The sequence below is a fragment of the Nocardioides sp. NBC_00850 genome (assembly GCF_045207335.1).
Classification (GTDB): domain Bacteria; phylum Actinomycetota; class Actinomycetes; order Propionibacteriales; family Nocardioidaceae; genus Nocardioides.
The window spans coordinates 20,689-34,344 of the sequence record NZ_CP108845.1 but is presented as its reverse complement, the minus strand read 5'-3'; the positions used below and the strand labels follow the sequence as shown (position 1 = coordinate 34,344).

Sequence of the window (13,656 nt, the reverse complement as noted above, 5' to 3'; positions counted from 1 at the left end):
AATACCCGGTTAACAGGGTATTCCTGCATTTCTCGGGCAATGCAACACCCTTTAAGTGCAGGGATACCCGGTTAACCGGGTGTCCCAACCGCCCCGACCCTAGATCTTCCGCAGACGTACGTAGCGGACGGAGTGGTCGCGGTCCTTGCGGAGGACGAGGGTGGCGCGGGAGCGGGTGGGGAGGACGTTCTCGCGGAGGTTGGGGCCGTTGATCTCGTTCCAGATCTCGGTGGCGCGGGTGATGGCCTCGTCGTGGCTCAGGGCCGCATATTTCGTGAAGTAGGACGACGGGTCGCGGAAGGCGGTCTCACGCAGCCGCAGGAAGCGCTCGACGTACCACTGCTTGATGTCGCGCGAGTCGGCGTCGACGAAGACGGAGAAGTCGAAGAAGTCCGAGAGGGCGAGGGAGATGGTGCCGTCGGCGCGGACCCGGGAGGGCTGCAGGACGTTGAGACCCTCGAGGATGACGATGTCGGGCTTCTTGACCAGCACGGTCTGGTCGGTGACGTCGTAGGTCAGGTGTGAGTAGATCGGCGCGCGCACCTCGTCCTCGCCCGACTTGAGGTCGACGAGGAAGCGGAGCAGGGCCTTGCGGTCGTACGACTCCGGGAAGCCCTTGCGCTCCATCAGTCCGCGACGCTCGAGCTCGGCGTTGGGGTAGAGGAACCCGTCGGTGGTGACCAGGGCGACGTTGGGGTGCTCGGGCCAGTGGGCGAGCATCTGCTGGAGCACACGAGCCGTGGTCGACTTCCCGACGGCGACGGATCCGGCGACCCCGATGACGAACGGCGTACGTTCCGGCATCGCCTTGCCGAGGAAGAGCTCCTGCTGGTCGTGGAGCTTGTCCGAGGCGCTCACGTAGAGGCTCAGCAGCCGGCTGAGCGGCAGATAGACCTCCTCGACCTCCTTGAGGTCGATCTGGTCGCCCAGGCCCCGCAGAGACTCGATCTCGGCCTCGGTCAGCGGACTCTCGGTCTCGGTCGCGAGCTCGGCCCACGCGCTACGGTCGAGCTCGACGTAGGGCGAGGAGCCGCGGTCATCGCCGTGTGGCCCGGGGTGTGACATGGCAACGATTGTTACGCACATGCGCCGCCGCTTCCTGCTGGGGTCCACGAGAGCCGTAGGATCATCCGCCATGTGCGGCATCGTTGGGTACGTCGGAGACCGGTCGGCGCAGGACGTCGTGATCGATGGACTGCGGCGGTTGGAGTACCGCGGCTATGACTCGGCTGGGATCGCTCTGATCACTGCCGATGGGCTGGCGGTGGACAAGCGGGCCGGCAAGCTCGCCAACCTGGAGAAGGCGATCGCGGGCACACCGCTGCCGGCGTCGATGACCGGGATCGGCCACACCCGCTGGGCGACCCACGGCGGTCCGACCGACGGCAACGCCCACCCGCATGTCGGCCGCACCGGCCGCGTCGCGGTCGTGCACAACGGCATCATCGAGAACTTTGCCGAGCTGCGGGCCTCGCTGGAGACCGACGGGCACGAGTTCACCTCGCAGACCGACACCGAGGTCGCCGCCCACCTGCTCGAGCGCGAGGTCGTCGGCGGGGCCGACCTGACCATCGCGATGCAGAAGGTCTGCTCGATCCTCGAAGGTGCGTTCACCTTCGTCGCGATCGACGCCCAGGACCCGACCCGCGTCGTCGCCGCCCGGCGCAACAGCCCGCTCGTGGTCGGTCTGGGCGAGGGGGAGTCGTTCCTCGGCTCCGACGTCGCCGCCTTCATCGAGCACACCCGCGAGGCGATGGAGCTCGACCAGGACCAGGTCGTCACCATCACCCGCGACGGCGCGACCGTCACCAACTTCGACGGCACCCCCGCCGAGGGCCGCCGCTTCCACGTCGACTGGGACCTCGCGGCCGCCGAGAAGGACGGCCACGACTGGTTCATGCGCAAGGAGATCCTCGAGCAGCCTCGTGCGGTCGCCGACTCGCTGCTGGGGCGGCGTACGCCTTCGGGGTCTCTGCACCTCGACGAGATGCGGCTCGACGACGACGAGCTGCGCGAGGTCACCAAGATCATCATCATCGCCGCGGGGACGTCGTTCTACGCGGGCATGGTGGCGAAGTACGCCATCGAGCACTGGTGCCGGATCTCGGTCGAGGTCGAGCTGGCCTCCGAGTTCCGCTACCGCGACCCGATCCTCGACAACTCCACCCTGGTGGTGGCGATCTCGCAGTCCGGCGAGACCGCCGACACGCTGCAGGCGATCCGGCACGCGCGCTCGCAGCGCTCGAAGGTGCTGGCGATCTGCAACACCAACGGCTCCACGATCCCGCGCGAGTCCGACGCGGTCATCTACACCCACGCCGGCCCGGAGATCGGGGTCGCCTCGACCAAGGGGTACGTCACCCAGCTGGTCGCCTGCTACCTGCTCGCGCTCTACCTGGCCCAGGTCAAGGGCACCATGTACGGCGACGAGATCGACGGCGTGATGACCCAGCTCGAGGCGATGCCCGCGGCGGTCGAGAAGGTGCTGGAGACGGCGCCGCAGGTCTACGACCTCGCGCGTGAATACGCGGACCGCCGGGCGTTCCTGTTCCTGGGCCGCCACGCCGGCTACCCGGTGGCGCTGGAGGGCGCGCTCAAGCTCAAGGAGCTCGCCTACCTGCACGCCGAGGGGTTCGCCGCCGGCGAGCTCAAGCACGGTCCGATCGCGCTGGTCGAGGAGGGCCTGCCGATCTGGTGCATCGTGCCTCCGCGCGGCCGCGACTTCCTGCACGACAAGATGCGCTCCGGGATCATGGAGGTGCGCGCCCGCGGCGCCCGCACCATCGCCCTGGTCGAGGAGGGTGACGACTCGGTCGACTCGGTCTCCGACACGATCATCCGGCTGCCCAAGGTGCCGGTGCTCCTGCAGCCGCTCGTCGCGGTCGTACCGATGCAGCTCTTCGCCTGCCAGCTCGCCACCGAGCTCGGCTACGACGTCGACCAGCCGCGCAACCTCGCCAAGTCCGTCACGGTCGAGTGATGGCGGTCTACTGATGGCTGTCCTCGGAGTCGGGATCGACGTCTGCGACCTGGAGCGCTTCGAGGAGTCGCTGGAGCGTACGCCGCGGCTGCGCGAGCGCCTGTTCACGCCCGCCGAGGCCACGAAGCCGATGGCCTCGCTGGCCGCCAGGTTCGCCGCCAAGGAGGCGCTCGCCAAGGCGCTCGGCGCGCCGCAGGGGATGGAGTGGCACGACGCCGAGGTGATCTCGGAGTCCTCCGGCCAGCCCCGGTTCGAGCTCCGCGGCACAGTGCTGGCGCAGGCCACGAAGCTCGGTGTCGCCACCGTCCACCTCTCGCTCTCCCACGACGCCGGCATCGCCTCGGCGATGGTCGTCCTGGAGGACTGACAGCGCTGTTTTGCGCCTTGTGGCCGACCCCAACCGGCGTCCCTCACGCGTAGGCTGGGGTCATGCGGCGTGCGCACTCGGTTGAGCAGGTCAGAGCGGCAGAGAAGGCCCTGATGGCGAGCCTGCCAGAAGGTGCCCTGATGCAGCGTGCGGCGGCCGGGTTGGCCTACGCGGTCATCGGTCACCTTCGCGGGCGGGGTCTCGGCGGTGCCTACGGGAAACGCATCGTCCTGCTCGTCGGGAGCGGGGACAACGGCGGAGACGCGTTGTACGCCGGGGCGCTGCTCGCGCGTCGAGGGGCGCGGGTCGAGGCATGGTTGCTGTCGGACCGGGCGCATGCGGGTGGGGTCGCTGCTCTGAAGGCGGCCGGAGGGACGCTGTCGTCGGTCTCGACAAGCTCGACCACCGGTGCCTTCGATGTCGTCGTCGACGGGATCGTCGGGATCGGGGGAAAGCCCGGGCTGAGGCCGGACGCGGAGGCAGCACTGGCCCTCCTCGCCGGGATCCCGGTCGTCTCCGTCGACACACCGAGCGGGGTCTGCGTCGACTCCGGAGAGGTCGACGGGGCTCATGTGACCGCCGACCTCACCGTCACGTTCGGCACCTACAAGCCGTGTCATCTGCTCGACCCGGCCGCTTCGGCGTGCGGGACGGTGCAGCTGGTCGACATCGGCCTCCGGCTTCCGACGCCGGCCGTCGAGAGCCTCGAGGCCGCCGATGTGGCGGACCTGGTGCCGCGTCCCGCGCCGGACGGGCACAAGTACTCCCGCGGCGTGGTGGGGTTGAGGGTCGGCAGCGCCACCTACCCCGGGGCCGCGCTGCTGGCCGTCTCCGGCGCCAACACCGGACTGGCCGGGATGGTCCGCTACGTCGGCACCGCCTCCGAGTGGGTCAAGCGACACAACCCGGAGGTCGTCGGCGACGGCCAGGCACAGGCCTGGGTGGTCGGCTCCGGCAGCGCCGACGGCGCCAACAGCGCGCTCGCGTTCGCCCGGGCGAGCGGCGTACCTCTGGTCATCGACGCCGACAGCCTGCGTGCGCTGAACGGGCCGCTCGGGGTGCCCGCGATCCTGACTCCACATGCCGGCGAGCTCGCGGCGCTGATCCGGGAGGACCGCGGCGAGATCGAGGCACGTCCGCTGCACTACGCACGGCTCGCGGCCAAGCGGTTCGATGCGGTGGTGCTGCTCAAGGGGCGGCGTACCACGATCGCCTCACCGGACCCCGACACACCGGTACGGGTCAACACCACGGGCACCTCCTGGCTGGCCACCGCCGGCTCGGGGGACGTGCTCGGCGGACTGATCGGCTCGCTGCTGGCCGCCGGTCTCGCCCCCATCGACGCCGCCTCGGCGGGCGCCTGGCTGCACGGCGCGGCCGCCACTCTCGCCAGCGCCGGCGGACCGGTCACCGCGAGCGGGGTCGCCGCCGCGATACCCGCCGTTATCCGGTCCCTTCCTGCTGTCTCCCCCCTGCGCAATTGAGCACTGCGCACGAACTATCCTTGACACCATGTCACCGAGCCCAGCGCCTCGGGCTCCGCTTCGGCGAGCCGAGATCGTCATCGACCTCGCCGCGATCCGACACAACGTCTCGCGGCTGCGGGAGCACCTGCGTACGCCGATCATGACGGTGGTCAAGGCCGACGGTTACGGGCATGGTCTGGTCGAGGCCGGGCGGGCCGCTCGTGAGGGCGGCGCGGACTGGCTCGGCGTGGCCTCGGCCGACGAGGCACTCGCGCTGCGCGCGGCGGGCGACGAGGGCAGGCTGCTGGCCTGGCTGATCATGCCCAGCGAGCCCGCCGAGGAGCTCGTGGCCGCGGACATCGACGTCACCGCCTACACGATCGCCGACCTGGAGAAGTTCGCCGCAGCCGGCGACACCCTGGGCCGTACGCCGCGGGTGCAGCTCAAGGTCGACACCGGACTCAGCCGGGGCGGTGCGGCCTTCGCCGACTGGTCGAAGCTGGTCGGGCTGGCGCGCATCCTGGAGGCCGAGGGAGCGATCCGGGTCACCGGGATCTGGTCGCACTTCAGCGCCAGCGAGAACACCGCCGACCCGGCCAGTGCCCTGCAGGAGAAGGTCTTCGCCGAGGCGCTCGCGGTCGCCGAGGATGCCGGCCTCCGGCCGGAGGTACGTCACCTGGCCAACTCCGCGGGAGCGCTGCTGCGCCCCAGCGCGCGGCTCGACCTGGTGCGGGTCGGGATCGCGACGTACGGCATCGACCCGGCGCCCGGCGTCGAGGGATCGCCGTGGGCCGAGCTCGGACTCGTCCCGGCGATGACCGTGCGGGCCGAGCTGGCGCTGGTGAAGCCGATCGAGGCCGGTGCGGGTGTCTCCTACAACCACACCTGGGTGGCCGATGAGCCGACGACGGTGGGGCTGATCCCGGTCGGCTACGCCGAGGGCATCCAGCGTCGTGCCGGGAATCGCGCCGAGGTGTGGATCGACGGAGCTCGATACCCCGTGCGCGGCACCATCTGCATGGACCAGATCGTCGTCGATCTCGGGGAGGCTGCGGTCGAACGCGGTGCGGAGGTGCTCCTGTGGGGCACCGGTGCCGATGGCGAGCCGACCGCCCAGGACTGGGCCGAGGCGAGCGAGACCATCGCGTACGAGGTCGTCACCAGAATCGGAGGACGGATGAAGCGGCGTTACGTCGACACCGAGCAGGCCGAACAGGGAGGCGACAGATGAGCAGCATCGCAGCACGGATCGGCCAGATCGCGGCAGGGACGCTGGGAGCGGCGGCGGTCGCTGCCGCGGCCCGCGGCGCGGTGGTGGTCAGGAAGCGCCGCCGCGCGATCGAGGAACGCCCCGAGGACCGGACCCCGCTCGGTACGCTGCGGTCCTGCCCGGTCACCGTGGTGACCTCCGACGGCGTACCTCTTCATGTCGAGGTCGACGAGGTCGACCCGGCTCACACGCACCCCGGCGGTGCGAACGGGGTGACCCTCGTCTTCGTGCACGGCTACTGCCTCAACCTCGACTGCTGGCACTTCCAGCGCGCCGCGTACCGGGGCCTGGTGCGGTCGGTCTTCTACGACCAGCGCAGCCACGGCCGCAGCGGCCGCTCCTCGCTCGGCAACGCCACCATCGACCAGCTCGGCGACGACCTGCTCCGGGTGCTGGACGCGGTCGTGCCGGAGGGGCCGGTGATCCTGGTCGGCCACTCGATGGGCGGGATGACGATCGCCGCGCTCGCCGAGGACCACCCCGAGCTGTTCGCGCCCTACGACGAGGGCGGCCGCATCATCGGCGCCGCGCTCATCTCGACGACCGCCGGTGGTCTCGACCCGAGCCGGCTGCTGATCCCGGTGCTCCCGGCGAAGCTGTCCGGCGGGATCGCCAACCGCACCATGCGGACGCTGGCCAGGGGGCACGGCATCGTCGACCGGTTCCGCGCCATGGGGTCCTCGGTGGCAACCGTCTTCACCGACGTGTTCGCCTTCGGGGACGAGGTGCCGGAGGCGTACGTCGACTTCGTGGACGGGCTGCTCTCGCAGACGCCGTTCGAGGTCGTCGCGGAGTTCTTCCCGAGCTTCCGGGCGCTGGACAAGTTCGCGTCGATCACCACGCTCGGCCGAGTGCCGACCACCATCATCTGCGGTACCGCTGACCGGCTCACCTCGATCGGCCACAGCCGCAAGCTGCACTCCTACATCCCGGGCTCCCGGCTGGTCGAGTGTGAGGAGGCCGGCCACATGGTCATCCTCGAGCGGCACGGTCAGGTCAACGCCGAGCTCGACCAGCTGCTCGCCTCGGCCACCCGGGATGCGGCCTCGGCATGACGCTCGTCTTCGAGCGGGTCGGGCCGGAGGCCGCGACCGAGGTGCTCGGTATCGTCCGGGCGGCCTTCTCCGCCCGCCCGCCGCTGGACCCGCCCGCGGATGCGCTCGGCGAGACCGAAGGGTCGATGAAGGAGCGCCTCTCCGGCTTCGGCGGAGTGGTGGCGCGGTTGGACGGGGTCGGCGTCGGGGCCGTCCTCATGGATCCCGCGGACTCGACCCTGTGGCTGCGTCGTTTCGCTGTTCTGCCTGATCAGCAGGGTCATGGGGTGGCGCACAAGATGGTGACGTACGCCGCCGGGGTCGCGGGGGCGGAGGGTTTCGACGATCTCGCGGTGATCGCTCGCGAGGAGCTTCCGGAGACGCTGCGGTTCTGGGTGCGGCAAGGATTTCGAGAGATCTCCCGTGAGTCACCCGCGGTTCGGCTCCATCGTCCGCTGAACGAGTATGTCGTCGAGGCGCTCGACGCCGACGCCATGTTCGAGCTCGGCCGACGGGTGGCCGGCTTGGTCGCCGCCGGTGACGTACTCGTCCTCTCGGGGGGCCTCGGCGCCGGCAAGACCACCTTCACCAAGGGGCTTGGGGCGGGGCTCGAGGTGCGTGGCGAGATCACCTCGCCGACCTTCGTCATCGCCCGGGTGCATCCCTCGACCGTCGGCGGCCCGGAGCTCGTCCACGTCGACGCCTATCGGCTCGGCGGTATCGAGGAGCTCGACGACCTCGACCTGGACACCGATCTCGATGACGCGGTGACCGTGGTGGAATGGGGCGAGGGTCTGGCCGAGGGGCTCTCCGAGTCGCGGCTGGAGATCCGGATCGTACGCGCGGAGGCCGACGAGGCACCGCTGGATCTGGTCGAGGCGCCCGACGGTGCGGATCCTCGGCGCGTGGAGATCGTCCCGGTCGGGGCCCGCTGGCGCGGCGCGGACCTCAGCGCGCTCTAGGGTGTGAGTTGTGCTTCTCGCCTTTGACACCGCCACGCCCCAGGTGACTGTGGCGCTCCACGACGGTGATGACGTCGTCGCCGAGGTCGTCTCCGACCGCACCATGAAGCATGGTGAGCAGCTCGCGCCGCTGATCTCCGACGTCCTGACGGCGGCCGGGATCGTACGTCAGGATCTGACCGCCATCGCCGTGGGCGCAGGCCCCGGGCCGTTCACCGGCCTGCGGGTCGGGTTGGTCACCGCTCGAACGCTCGGGTTCGCGCTGGAGATCCCGGTCTACGCGGCGTGCACTCTGGACGTGCTGGCGGTCGAGGCCGTTGCCTCCGGGGTCGGAGGCCCGTTCTTCGTGGCGACGGATGCGCGGCGCAAGGAGGTCTACCTGGCCTCCTACGACCCCGACGGCGTACGCCTCGAGGGCCCGGTCGTCGCCCGCCCCGCCGAGGTCGCCACCTCGGCGCCGGTCGTCGGCGAGGGGGCGCTGCTCTATCCCGACGCGTTCCCGACGCCGCTCGGCCCGGTACGCCCGTCCGCCGGTTGGCTGGCCCGGGCGGTCGCCGAGGAGCAGGTCGAGCTGATGGATCCTGAGCCGCTCTACCTGCGTCGGCCGGATGCGGTGGAGCAGGCTGTCCAGAAGAAGGTCCAGAAGAAGGTCTCCCAGTGACCGTACGCCCGGCCGGCCCGGACGACGTCGACGCGATCGCCGCCCTCGAGCTCGAGGCGTTCCCGGATGATGCCTGGACCCCCGAGTACCTGCAGGTGGCGATCGACGGGAAGATGCCGACGGTCCGGATCCTTGTCGCCGTCGATGATGCGGGAACGATCATCGGCCATGCGCTGGTGAGCGTCGTCTACGAGATCGCCGAGCTCCAGCGGATCGCGACCGCCGAGGAGCAGCGCCGCCGCGGGATCGGTGGATCGCTCCTCGCCGCGTCTATCGACCTTGCTCGGAGCGAGGGAGCCGAGCGACTTCTGCTCGAGGTACGTGAGGGCAACGTCGGGGCCATCGAGTTCTACCACCAAGCCGGATTCATCGAGATCGACCGCCGCGAGCGCTACTACCGCGACGGGGCGACGGGGATCGTGCTGGCGTTCGATCTTGCTCCGTCCTGAGCGGCCGAGGCTAACGAGCCCGAGACTGACCGAGCCCGAAAATTGTCGGTGCTCTGTGCTGCGATGGGTGTCATGCACCTCAGACGCAACGCCTTCGACTCGCAGACCGCAGGCCTCGCTCTGGCCCGGACGATCGGGCGCAGCGGGCTCCGTCCACCCACGCTTCAGACGATCGCCGAGGAGGCGAAGACGGGAGTGTCGACGCTGCACCGGTGGTTCGGCGGGACGCAGGGGATGCTGCCGCACGCAACCGCTGCGTTCGCGGACATTTTCTGGACTCGGATCGCGGATCGGGTGAATGGGACCGGCTGGGCCGGCTTTCTGCCAGCGAGCGAGGACGACTTGTTCTTCCTGAGAGCGTGGCTCGGCTTCGAGGAGCTTGCCCGTTCAGACGACGGAGTCGGACAAGCAGTGGGCGAGCTGTGGCGCGACGCGAGGTTCTGGTTCCGATCAGTGCTCGGCCGCGAGCTCACCGACTTCGAGGCGGCAGGAGTGGAGGCGATACTTCGCGGACTCTGGGACGGTCTCTGCGCAGCGGATCCGATCGACTCAGATCTCGCGCATCGCCTGTGGAAGGCGGTCTATACGTCCCTGGCGGAGTTCCCGAGCAACGCTGCGGCGGCCTGATCGGCTGTCGCCGGAAGGAAAATTCCTTCCGGCGGATCGGCTGATGTGGGACCTAGCGGTGCCAGCGGAAGGAAAATTCCTTCCGCGGAGAGAACGTGGGTCCAGAAGGTGGGTCCAGCGTGGCTGCCGGACACGCCGCAACCTGACGGTTGCCGAGCGGAAGGAAAATTCCTTCCACTGACGGAGCAACTCTCTCGCTGGCCGCGTCGGTCCCAAGGCACGCGGGCCGCTTTCCGGTTGCTCAGCGTTCACAAGGCAGAATGCCCCTATGACTGCTGGTCCTCTCGCCGACGAGCCCTTGGTACTTGGCATTGAGACGTCGTGCGATGAGACGGGGATCGGGGTGGTACGCGGGCACACGCTGCTGGCAGACGCGGTGGCGAGCAGCGTCGAGGAGCATGCCCGGTTCGGTGGGGTCGTGCCGGAGGTCGCCAGCCGGGCGCATCTGGAGGCTATGGTGCCGACGATCGAGCGTGCCTGCGAGGAGTCGGGCATCAAGCTCCACGATGTCGACGCGATCGCCGTCACCTCGGGACCGGGCCTCGCGGGCGCCCTGCTGGTCGGGGTGGCGGCGGCCAAGGCGCTCGCCCTCGGGCTCGACAAGCCGATCTACGGGGTCAATCACCTGGCTTCGCACGTCGCGGTCGACCAGCTGCAGCACGGTCCCCTTCCCGAGCCGTGCATTGCCATGCTCGTCTCCGGCGGTCACTCCAGCCTGCTCAAGGTCACCGACATCACCGAGGGCGTCGACCCGATGGGCGCGACGATCGACGACGCCGCGGGCGAGGCCTTCGACAAGGTCGCCCGCCTGCTCGGCCTCGGCTTCCCTGGCGGCCCGGTGATCGACCGGACCGCCACGTCGGGCAGCTCGATCGCGATTGACTTCCCCCGCGGGCTCAGCAGTCGCCGCGACCTGGAACGACACCGCTTCGACTTCTCCTTCTCCGGGCTCAAGACCGCGGTCGCCCGCTGGATCGAGGCCAAGGAGCGCAGCGGCGAACCCGTCCCGGTTGCCGATGTGGCCGCCAGCTTCCAGGAGGCCGTGGTCGACGTCCTGGTGCGAAAAGCCCTCGACGCCGCCTCCTCCGAAGGCATCGAGGACATCATCATCGGCGGCGGGGTCGCGGCCAACAGCCGGCTCCGGGTGCTCGCCGAGGAGCGTGCCACCAAGCTCGGCATCCGCGTCCGAGTCCCGCGCCCGGGCCTGTGTACGGACAACGGGGCGATGGTGGCGGCTCTGGGGGCGGAGATGGTGGCCAGGGGACGTACGCCTTCGGCGCTGGATCTCCCGGCGGACTCCTCCCAGCCGATCACGACCGTCCTGGTCTGATCTCCACGCTCAGAAGGGCCGCACCAACAGGCACGTTCCCTCGCCTGCGACCCGGGTGAGCACGATCGTGGCCTCCTCGGAGCCGGACAGTGCGAGCCGCTTGCGGAGCTGCTCGGGGACGACCTGTACGCCGCGTTTCTTGATAGTCAGCTTCCCGATCCCGCGCTCGCGCAGCGCCGCCTTGAGCTGCTTGTCCCGGTAGGGGAGCTCCTCGAGCACCTGATACCCGCGGGCGAACGGTGTCTCGAAGGAGGCAGAGGAGGCGACGTATGCGATGTGCTCGTCGATCAGGTGGCCCTGCACCCCGGCGGCGACGGCGGTGACCAGCCCCGCGCGGATCACGGCGCCGTCGGGCTCGTAGAGGAACTCGGCGACCGGGCCGACCTCGGCGCCGGGGTCGTCCTCGGAGGTGAGCGTCGCCAGGCCGCGCTCGCCGATCACGGTGGCCCGACGGTGGGTGCTGGCCAACGATCCCGACCACAGCGCGGCCTCCTTGACCTCGCCGCGGTCGCTGACCCATTCGGCCTCGACGTTGTCGGGTACGAGGTCGTGCGGGATACCGGGGGCGACCTTCACGCACGCATCGCGCGCGAAGAGGGTCTCGACCCACGACCACGGCGGCGTCCACCCCTCAGCGGAGAAGACCCGGCCCTTGGCGCCGCGGCGTGCCGGATCGGCGTACGCGACGTCGAAGGGGGAATGGTCGACACCTGTCGCGTCGGCGACGGTGACGGCACCTGGCAGGCCGAGGGCGTCGAGGTTCGCCTGGGCGACGGCGACCCGCTCCGGATCGTTGTCGACCCCGGCGGCGGTGAGCCCCGCGCGCGAGGAGGCGATCAGGTCACCGCCGATCCCGCAGCCCAGGTCGATGACGCTCGTCGCATCGAAGGCGCGCAGCCGCGCCGCCCGGTGGTGGGCCACGGCGAGGCGGGTGGCCTGCTCGAGGCCCTCGGGGGTGAAGTACATCCGCGGTGCTAGGTCGCCGAACTTGGCGGCCGCCTTCCGGCGCAGGTCGACCTGGGTCATCGCCACGGCCACGCGCTCGGCCGCCTCGCCCTTGCGCAGGGCGGTCTGCACCGCCAGCGCCGAGTCCTTGCCATCTCCCTTGCCGTCGGTTGACGCCGGCGCCGTCATCTCGGTGGCCCGCGCCAGCAGCCGCTGCCCGTCATCGGTCAGCAACCAGGAGAAGGCGTCGAGGTCCATGCGACCGATCCTCTCAGGCCGGTTTCCGGTCCGGGCAAACTCCATTACCCCATCGGGTGTTTGTGATCTAGGATCCGCCGGGTGCGTAGATCCCCCCGCATGACCTCTCTGACCTTCTCGGCGGCCGCGGCCGTCATCACGCTGCTGTCGCTGTTGCTCGCCGCACCGGCTTCGGCCGACACCGCGACTCCGGTCGGCCAGTGCTCCTCCGGGGACCGTTCCTACTCATCGGTGGGCGCCACCTCCGCCACCGCGACGGCGCCCGAGGGTTACCGGATCGCCTCCTTCTGCGTGGTCGGCCGCGGCAACGCGGGCGCGGAGATGCACACCCTGTCCGCGCCGCAGCGGACCGCGGTCGTCGCGCACAGCTCCGGCAAGCAGCTGGAGAGCTACTCGGTGACGTACGTGCAGGTCCCGGTCGCGAGCGCGCCCGAGGCGAATGAGGCGGCTGAGAAGACGGCGGAGAAGGAGAAGGCGAAGGACAAGGCGAAGGCCGAACGTACGCCGACAGCGGAGGAGTCGGAGCCGGAACCGAGCCACTCGGCCCCTGCAGAGAAGTCGGCCGCCCCGGGGGAGTCCACGCTGCTGCCGTCCCAGCTGAGCGACGGGGAGGAGCTCCAGATCACCACGTTCGAGGAAAAGGACGACAGCGAGGATCGCTGGTCGTTCCTGGTGGTCGGCGGAATCATCGTCGTCGGGCTTCTCGCCGGTGCGATCGCGCTGATGGTGAGGATCCCCGGGCAGCGATAGACCGGCCTTGCTGGCACTCATTGCGGCCGAGTGCTAACGTCTGCACTGGCACTCTCCCCCTGAGTGTGCCAGCGCTTGCGAGCCGGGTGCGACCCCCGCGACGGCGTACGTGGCAGATCGCAAGCACAGACGTAGCAACACCCACCGAAGTCTGACTCCGTAGAAAAGAAATGGGGAGGTCGACACAGTGTCGGTCAACATCAAGCCTCTTGAGGACCGGATCGTCGTCAAGGCCGTCGAGGCCGAGCAGACCACCGCCTCCGGTCTGGTCATCCCGGACACCGCCAAGGAGAAGCCCCAGGAGGGCGAGGTCCTGGCGCTCGGCCCGGGTCGCATCGACGACAAGGGCAACCGCGTCCCGCTCGACGTCGCCGTGGGCGACAAGGTCATCTACAGCAAGTACGGCGGCACCGAGGTGAAGTACGCCGGCGAGGAGTACCTCATCCTCTCGGCTCGCGACATCCTCGCGGTCATCGCCTGACGTCATCCGTCTCGCATCAACGCGGCCGGGCCGACGGGGTTTATCAAGTCCTGGGCCCCGGCCGCGTTCTGCGTAC

14 protein-coding genes are annotated in these 13,656 nt (G+C 69.8%); 12 read left to right on the top strand and 2 right to left on the bottom strand.

The window, feature by feature from the left end:
- Positions 1-99: 99 nt before the first annotated feature.
- On the bottom strand, positions 100-1,065 hold the full coding sequence (gene coaA / locus OH802_RS00165) for a type I pantothenate kinase (RefSeq protein WP_406023982.1): 966 nt from the start codon (positions 1,063-1,065) through the stop codon (positions 100-102).
- A 70-nt stretch (positions 1,066-1,135) separates the two neighbouring features.
- Between coaA and glmS the strand changes: the two genes are divergently transcribed.
- The 10 genes from glmS (at position 1,136) to tsaD (ending at position 11,146) form a co-directional block, all read left to right on the top strand.
- Complete coding sequence (glmS, locus tag OH802_RS00160; protein WP_406023980.1) at positions 1,136-2,980, top strand: glutamine--fructose-6-phosphate transaminase (isomerizing); 1,845 nt, start codon at positions 1,136-1,138, stop codon at positions 2,978-2,980.
- 13 nt (positions 2,981-2,993) lie between these two features.
- The gene (locus tag OH802_RS00155) at positions 2,994-3,347 is read left to right on the top strand and encodes a holo-ACP synthase (RefSeq protein WP_091051775.1); all 354 of its coding nucleotides are present in this window, start codon (positions 2,994-2,996) and stop codon (positions 3,345-3,347) included.
- Between the two features lie 113 nt (positions 3,348-3,460).
- Positions 3,461-4,831, top strand: a complete 1,371-nt coding sequence (locus OH802_RS00150) for a bifunctional ADP-dependent NAD(P)H-hydrate dehydratase/NAD(P)H-hydrate epimerase (protein ID WP_406023978.1) — start codon at positions 3,461-3,463, stop codon at positions 4,829-4,831.
- Between the two features lie 28 nt (positions 4,832-4,859).
- Positions 4,860-6,044: an alanine racemase gene (gene alr / locus OH802_RS00145; RefSeq protein ID WP_406023976.1), complete on the top strand. Its 1,185-nt coding sequence runs from the start codon at positions 4,860-4,862 to the stop codon at positions 6,042-6,044.
- Positions 6,041-7,138 (top strand): alpha/beta fold hydrolase, encoded by a 1,098-nt coding sequence (locus tag OH802_RS00140; RefSeq protein WP_406023974.1) that lies wholly within the window; start codon positions 6,041-6,043, stop codon positions 7,136-7,138. The genes alr and OH802_RS00140 overlap by 4 nt, the downstream gene beginning before the upstream one ends.
- The gene (gene tsaE / locus OH802_RS00135) at positions 7,135-8,079 is read left to right on the top strand and encodes a tRNA (adenosine(37)-N6)-threonylcarbamoyltransferase complex ATPase subunit type 1 TsaE (RefSeq protein ID WP_406023972.1); all 945 of its coding nucleotides are present in this window, start codon (positions 7,135-7,137) and stop codon (positions 8,077-8,079) included. Before OH802_RS00140 ends, tsaE begins: the two co-directional genes overlap by 4 nt.
- Positions 8,080-8,089: 10 nt before the next feature.
- Positions 8,090-8,740, top strand: a complete 651-nt coding sequence (tsaB, locus tag OH802_RS00130) for a tRNA (adenosine(37)-N6)-threonylcarbamoyltransferase complex dimerization subunit type 1 TsaB (protein WP_406023970.1) — start codon at positions 8,090-8,092, stop codon at positions 8,738-8,740.
- Positions 8,737-9,189 carry a ribosomal protein S18-alanine N-acetyltransferase gene (gene rimI / locus OH802_RS00125; RefSeq protein WP_406023968.1) on the top strand — a complete coding sequence of 151 codons (453 nt, stop codon included), beginning with the start codon at positions 8,737-8,739 and terminating at the stop codon, positions 9,187-9,189. The genes tsaB and rimI overlap by 4 nt, the downstream gene beginning before the upstream one ends.
- 195 nt (positions 9,190-9,384) lie before the next feature.
- Positions 9,385-9,816: a hypothetical protein gene (locus tag OH802_RS00120; protein WP_406023966.1), complete on the top strand. Its 432-nt coding sequence runs from the start codon at positions 9,385-9,387 to the stop codon at positions 9,814-9,816.
- 268 nt (positions 9,817-10,084) lie between these two features.
- Positions 10,085-11,146, top strand: a complete 1,062-nt coding sequence (gene tsaD, locus OH802_RS00115) for a tRNA (adenosine(37)-N6)-threonylcarbamoyltransferase complex transferase subunit TsaD (protein WP_406023964.1) — start codon at positions 10,085-10,087, stop codon at positions 11,144-11,146.
- A gap of 9 nt (positions 11,147-11,155) precedes the next feature.
- On the opposite strand, the gene OH802_RS00110 is transcribed toward tsaD, so the two are convergent.
- Positions 11,156-12,349, bottom strand: a complete 1,194-nt coding sequence (locus OH802_RS00110; protein ID WP_406023963.1) for a THUMP-like domain-containing protein — start codon at positions 12,347-12,349, stop codon at positions 11,156-11,158.
- 99 nt (positions 12,350-12,448) lie between these two features.
- Here OH802_RS00110 and OH802_RS00105 point away from each other — a divergent pair, with 99 nt between their 5' ends.
- Positions 12,449-13,099: a hypothetical protein gene (locus OH802_RS00105; protein WP_406023962.1), complete on the top strand. Its 651-nt coding sequence runs from the start codon at positions 12,449-12,451 to the stop codon at positions 13,097-13,099.
- A 187-nt stretch (positions 13,100-13,286) separates the two neighbouring features.
- A complete protein-coding gene (groES, locus tag OH802_RS00100) occupies positions 13,287-13,580 on the top strand; it encodes a co-chaperone GroES (RefSeq protein WP_008362423.1) in 294 nt (97 codons plus the stop codon).
- Positions 13,581-13,656 lie beyond the last annotated feature (76 nt).

Excerpts from the sequence above, each read along its gene's own strand:
- OH802_RS00155 (WP_091051775.1), top strand. The coding sequence starts at position 2,994 with ATGGCTGTCCTCGGAGTCGGGATCGACGTCTGCGACCTGGAGCGCTTC.
- coaA (WP_406023982.1), bottom strand. The coding sequence starts at position 1,065 with ATGTCACACCCCGGGCCACACGGCGATGACCGCGGCTCCTCGCCCTAC.
- OH802_RS00140 (WP_406023974.1), top strand. The coding sequence starts at position 6,041 with ATGAGCAGCATCGCAGCACGGATCGGCCAGATCGCGGCAGGGACGCTG.
- OH802_RS00105 (WP_406023962.1), top strand. The coding sequence starts at position 12,449 with ATGACCTCTCTGACCTTCTCGGCGGCCGCGGCCGTCATCACGCTGCTG.
- alr (WP_406023976.1), top strand. The coding sequence starts at position 4,860 with ATGTCACCGAGCCCAGCGCCTCGGGCTCCGCTTCGGCGAGCCGAGATC.
- tsaD (WP_406023964.1), top strand. The coding sequence starts at position 10,085 with ATGACTGCTGGTCCTCTCGCCGACGAGCCCTTGGTACTTGGCATTGAG.
- OH802_RS00150 (WP_406023978.1), top strand. The coding sequence starts at position 3,461 with ATGGCGAGCCTGCCAGAAGGTGCCCTGATGCAGCGTGCGGCGGCCGGG.
- tsaE (WP_406023972.1), top strand. The coding sequence starts at position 7,135 with ATGACGCTCGTCTTCGAGCGGGTCGGGCCGGAGGCCGCGACCGAGGTG.
- glmS (WP_406023980.1), top strand. The coding sequence starts at position 1,136 with ATGTGCGGCATCGTTGGGTACGTCGGAGACCGGTCGGCGCAGGACGTC.
- OH802_RS00110 (WP_406023963.1), bottom strand. The coding sequence starts at position 12,349 with ATGGACCTCGACGCCTTCTCCTGGTTGCTGACCGATGACGGGCAGCGG.